4 protein-coding genes are annotated in these 4,487 nt (G+C 50.2%); all 4 read left to right on the top strand.

What is annotated here, in order from left to right; all coding sequences use genetic code 11:
• Window positions 1-300: 300 nt before the first annotated feature.
• Entirely contained in the window at window positions 301-1,077 is a 777-nt protein-coding gene (locus tag Q2B33_RS19590; protein WP_300566871.1) for a hypothetical protein, read from the top strand.
• Window positions 1,078-1,169: 92 nt separating this feature from the next.
• Window positions 1,170-1,853 carry a DUF4406 domain-containing protein gene (locus tag Q2B33_RS19595; protein ID WP_300791803.1) on the top strand — a complete coding sequence of 228 codons (684 nt, stop codon included), beginning with the start codon at window positions 1,170-1,172 and terminating at the stop codon, window positions 1,851-1,853.
• A complete protein-coding gene (locus tag Q2B33_RS19600; RefSeq protein ID WP_300566862.1) occupies window positions 1,850-4,186 on the top strand; it encodes a VirD4-like conjugal transfer protein, CD1115 family in 2,337 nt (778 codons plus the stop codon). Before Q2B33_RS19595 ends, Q2B33_RS19600 begins: the two co-directional genes overlap by 4 nt.
• Window positions 4,170-4,487, top strand: a 318-nt coding sequence (locus Q2B33_RS19605) for an Mbov_0395 family pilin-like conjugal transfer protein (protein ID WP_300822984.1), incomplete at its 3' end; no start/stop codon positions are given. The genes Q2B33_RS19600 and Q2B33_RS19605, both read left to right, overlap by 17 nt.

A 4,487-nucleotide genomic window follows, 5' to 3' on the forward strand; every position in this document is an offset into this window, starting at 1 on the left:
GGATTGAGGGAAAGGACGGTGTTGGCATAGAGCAGATGCTGCCTTTTACATAGTTTAGACAAACAAAAATGCTATATATTGAATTGTTTTAGAAACATAAATGCAAAATATTGTTGACAAATTTTGAAGACTGATTTATTCTGAAGGAAGAGAACATACATTCTGGTGTTTACTAAAGATAAGCCAATTACTTTTGTGGGAGAGGCGGCTTAAGCATAAATTAGTAAATATGAGGATGTATTTTTAATTCAAAAATAACGCAACTGAAATAACATTAAAGATTTGATATGGAGCACAAATATGAGAGAACAATTATTGCTTTTGATTAGAATCTCAAAACCTGAGTACAACAAAACACTATATAAAGACTATAAATTGTATATGAATCCACAAGTGGCTTTTAAGAAAGGTAATATGACAGCCGGACAGATAGATATAATGGAAGGTGCTATAACAAATGTCCCAAGTAAGATTTTATATTCAACTGATGGTAAGAAAACTTGGAAGTTACTTGGCGAGACTAAATTGATGTACAAAAATAATAATGCATATATTTATTGTATGTATGGTTTAAAGTACGATGAAAAATACTATGACGCCGAAAACAATAAATATTTTTATAAGATACCATGGAGGTACATTGAGCCATTATGGCAAGGAGATGGTACCGAAATGATGGTTATAATGAATACTTCTATCTTTATAGCTAAATTTCACGAAGCCGCTGAAAAATATGGATTGTCCCATGCTTATGGGAAAGTTCATTATGATTTAGATGAAAAGCTATCTGATATTGACTATTTGAATTCAGCAATGAGCGATATCTTTGAATCCGTTTATCACAAAATAGCTGATGGTTATGAGTTACAGAAAGAGGTTAGATTTTCTGTCATATGTTCCAACAAGCCAGACCATTATGAGTTGCAATTAGAAAACGACCAGAAATTGCGATTTACACTAATACCATTATCTTTTGGAAAAGATATAGGTGTAGAATTATCAGAGTTAGAATTTGATGATGTGTTGGGATTACCTGTACGATTTTCTGATAAAATTAAATTCTATGAATCACAGTAAACCGATTTAATTATTTTTACATAGCCGAGAGGTTTTCGTTCACCGAAAGCCCCTCGGCTAAATTCATTTATCGAGGTGAGATTGATTTGAAAATGGTATACCTTGCCTCCCCCTTAAGAGGGGACTATGAGGGCAATATCAAGAAAGCCGTGGAATACAGCAGGCTTGTCAGCGAGTGCGGGCTGCTGCCGCTGGCTCCCCACATCATCTTCAGCCAGTGGTGCAACGACACCATCCCGGAGCAGCGGGAACAGGGGCTGAAGCTGGGGCTTTCCCTGCTGGAAAAGTGCGATGAGATGTGGGTGATGGGAAAGGAGGTCAGCCAGGGGATGCAGGGGGAGGTGGATTTTGCACGGGAGCACGGCATCCAGACTTATTTTGTCCCCTATCCCACGCTGAAAGAGTATTATCCCATCAGTACCGATGGGATACGCCTGCTGGATGGGCGGGACTGCATAGGGGAAGGCATTAAGGAAGATATGGAAGGCAGGTTCGTGCTGCTAAGCTACGAAAGCCTGAAACCGGAATACCGCAATGCCGGGAACCAGCTTTGGACTGCCACCCACGGCCCAGGATGCCGGGCGGGCGGAGGGAACTTCAGCGACACCGTCCACCTGGTCCATCCCATAGACCGGGACAGGATGGCGGTATCCAGACGGGAGATACTGGGATTTCCCAAAGAAGAGACTGTAGAGATGCTGAAAAATGCCTATCCGGATTTTGTAAGCGGGATCGTCGGATACAGGCAGGAGGAAGAAGAGGAAATGTGCCAATGAAGAAAAAGGAAAAGCTGATATTAAGCGCCATCGTGCTGGCAGTGGGGACTGTCCTGAACCTGTTCTTTACGGCGGCCCTTCACGGCCTGATGTCCAGGAGATACGATACGCTGACGCTGGTTCCGTTCTTTCAGTGTCTGTCGGGGCTGTTTACCGAGCGTAGGCAGTTATTGCTCTTCCTTTCCTTTGAGGGGTTCCTGGCACTGTGCTGTATCCTCTTCTGGGTGCAGAACAGCCGAAGCTACCAGAGCGAGCTTGTGAGGGTTGCCGGAGATATCTATACCCCGGCTCCGTCCGGGCAGTACCAGCATGGTTCATCACGGTGGCTGAAAAAGGAGGAGAGGGACGGGGTATTTGCGACCCAGGTGATTGACCCGCATAACGAAGTAATCCGGATGCTTCTGGATACAGGCTATGAGGACCTGCCGTTTCTGGAAAAGGAAAGCGGTACAAAAAACAGGGAAGAGGATACCGGACAGGAGAAAGCAGGGAGCGTGCCGGAGGACAGAACGGCAGTTCCTAATATTCTTTCGTCCGTTCCTATAAATCTATCAAGGGCAAAGGAGGATGAAGATTTTGAAACGGTAGAGTATGTGGTCTCCCTTGCCGACATCGGCAGACAGGGGGACGGAAAGGAGGCAGAAAAAACGCCGTCTGGAGGGGAGACAGCGGAAAAGGAAAAGACGGGAAAGGAAAAGGCAGAAAAGGAAAGGGAAGTGGGGGCAGGTTCCGGTGACAGGGGAGCCGACCCCTATAGACTCTTCCCCAAAGGCGGCATCGTGGTGGGGATGGAGAAGATGGGGAACCGGGAGAAGCTGTACCTGATTGGGGACGACACCCACACCCTGACTATCGGCGCCACCCGCTCCGGCAAGACCCGTTGCCTGGTCATCCAGTCCATCTGCTCCATAGCGCTGTCCGGGGAGAGCCTGGTCATCAGCGACCCCAAGGCAGAGCTGTACCACTACACGGCGGACTATCTGAAGAAGCTGGGCTATGAGGTCATCTGCCTGGACTTCAAGAATCCGGAGAAGAGCACCCGCTACAACCTGCTCCAGCCGGTGATTGACGCCATCAACGAGGACGATGTGGAGCGGGCGGAGATGTACGCCTGGGACATCACCAACATCCTGGTGGGGGACAACACCTCCAACGAGAAGATATGGGAGAACGGGGAAAAGTCCACCATAGCGGCGGCCATCCTCTGTGTGGTGGCGGACAACCGGAAACGGCCGGAGTACCAGAACCTGACCAACGTGTACTGGTTCATCGCAGAGATGAGCAAGTCCGTGGGAGGGAAGACGCCCATGAGCGAGTACATGAAGAAGCTCCCGGCAAAGCACCCGGCGCGGGCATTGATGTCCATCGCGGAGGTGGCACCCAGCCGTACCAAGGGCAGCTTCGACACATCTGCCCTGACTACCCTGCGCCTGTTCACCAGCCGCTCCGTCTATGCCATCACCCATAAGAGCGATTACAACATAGCGGATATCGGCAGGAAGAAGCAGGCATTGTTCCTAATCCTGCCGGATGAAAAGACCACATATTACCCCATCGCCAGCCTGATGGTGTCCCAGCTATATGAACTGCTGGTGCGCCAGTCTGATTTACGGGGTGGCAGACTGGAGAACAGGGTGAACTTTGTTTTGGATGAGTTCGGGAATTTTACGAAACTGAATGATTTCACCAACAAGCTGACGGTAGCCGGAGGCCGGGGCGTGCGGTTCAACCTGTTCTTGCAGAGTTTTGAGCAGCTGACCCAGAAATACGATAAGGAGACGGCGGCCATCGTCAAGTCCAACTGCCAGACCTGGATCTATCTGCAGGCGGACGATAAGGAGACTCTTCAGGATGTATGCGACAAGCTGGGGAAATACACCACTTCGGCCTATCAGTTATCCAGCCAGCACGGGCGGTATGTCAATCCCAGCAGCTCCCACAGCATCAGCCTTGTGGCAAGGGAGCTTCTGACCACGGACGAGATACGGCGGATTTCCCGGCCCAGCCAGATCGTCATCAGCAGGGCGCACCCGGCCATGATGAACGCGCCTGACCTGTCCCAGTGGTATTTCAACCGGATGTGTGGGCTGGGAGACCCGGAGCATAACCGGAGGGTGAGGGAGGCCAGGGAAAAGGCCCGCCCGGTGCTTTCGGCCAGGACGGAGGAGATTCCCCTGTGGAATATCTGGGTGTATTACACCAAAGACCTGCAGCTGAAAGAGGCACAGCAGAAATCACAGACATTCGGGGCGCAGGCCAGCTCCATGTTTTCGTCTGTGAAAGGCTATAGAAGAACAGTAGGAGGTTCAGACAAGAATGAAGAGGAAGATTAAAAACGTAGCGGCAAGGCTTCGGGCGGCAGGTGCCATGGGCACAGCCGCTTTTCTCATGCTGGCGAACAGCACCACGGCATATGCGTCCGGCATCAGCCAGAGCAAGCTTGCCAGGGGGACGGAGAAGCTGATCGGTGATGCCACTACCTGGCTGATGGTGCTGGCCCCTGTGGTGGCGGGGCTCCTGATCATCTACTTCTGCATCCGGCGCTCGGCGGCGGACGAGATGGACCAGAAGAAATGGAACAACCGCATCGTGGCTGCCATCGTCTCCTGCATCGGCGCGGTGCTGGGGAGTGCC

Source organism: uncultured Acetatifactor sp. (assembly GCF_948601915.1).
GTDB lineage: Bacteria > Bacillota > Clostridia > Lachnospirales > Lachnospiraceae > Acetatifactor.

What these genes read in the sequence shown, in the direction of transcription:
- Q2B33_RS19590 (WP_300566871.1), top strand. Translation starts at nt 301, where the DNA reads ATGAGAGAACAATTATTGCTTTTGATTAGAATCTCAAAACCTGAGTAC.
- Q2B33_RS19595 (WP_300791803.1), top strand. Translation starts at nt 1,170, where the DNA reads ATGGTATACCTTGCCTCCCCCTTAAGAGGGGACTATGAGGGCAATATC.
- Q2B33_RS19600 (WP_300566862.1), top strand. Translation starts at nt 1,850, where the DNA reads ATGAAGAAAAAGGAAAAGCTGATATTAAGCGCCATCGTGCTGGCAGTG.